The sequence below is a fragment of the Bacillus sp. AFS029637 genome (assembly GCF_002584985.1).
Lineage (GTDB): Bacteria > Bacillota > Bacilli > Bacillales > Bacillaceae_G > Bacillus_A.
This window is the reverse complement of record NZ_NUPZ01000099.1, coordinates 1-231: the sequence shown is the minus strand read 5'-3', so window position 1 is coordinate 231 and position 231 is coordinate 1. Positions and strand designations below refer to the sequence as shown.

1 protein-coding gene is annotated in these 231 nt (G+C 58.9%); it reads left to right on the top strand.

The features are described from left to right. Positions 1 to 231, top strand: a 231-nt coding sequence (locus COE49_RS27070) for a hypothetical protein (RefSeq protein WP_176551496.1), incomplete at both ends; no start/stop codon positions are given.

Sequence of the window (231 nt, the reverse complement as noted above, 5' to 3'; positions counted from 1 at the left end):
GGCGTTACTGGGACTACGGGAGCCACAGGAGATACTGGACCTACGGGCGTTACCGGACCTACTGGTGTTACTGGAGCCACAGGAGATACTGGACCTGCTGGCATTATTGGGACTACGGGAGCCACAGGACCTACTGGCATTACTGGGACTACGGGAGCCACAGGACCTACTGGCATTACTGGGACTACGGGCGTTACCGGACCTACTGGGGCTACTGGGACTACGGGCGTT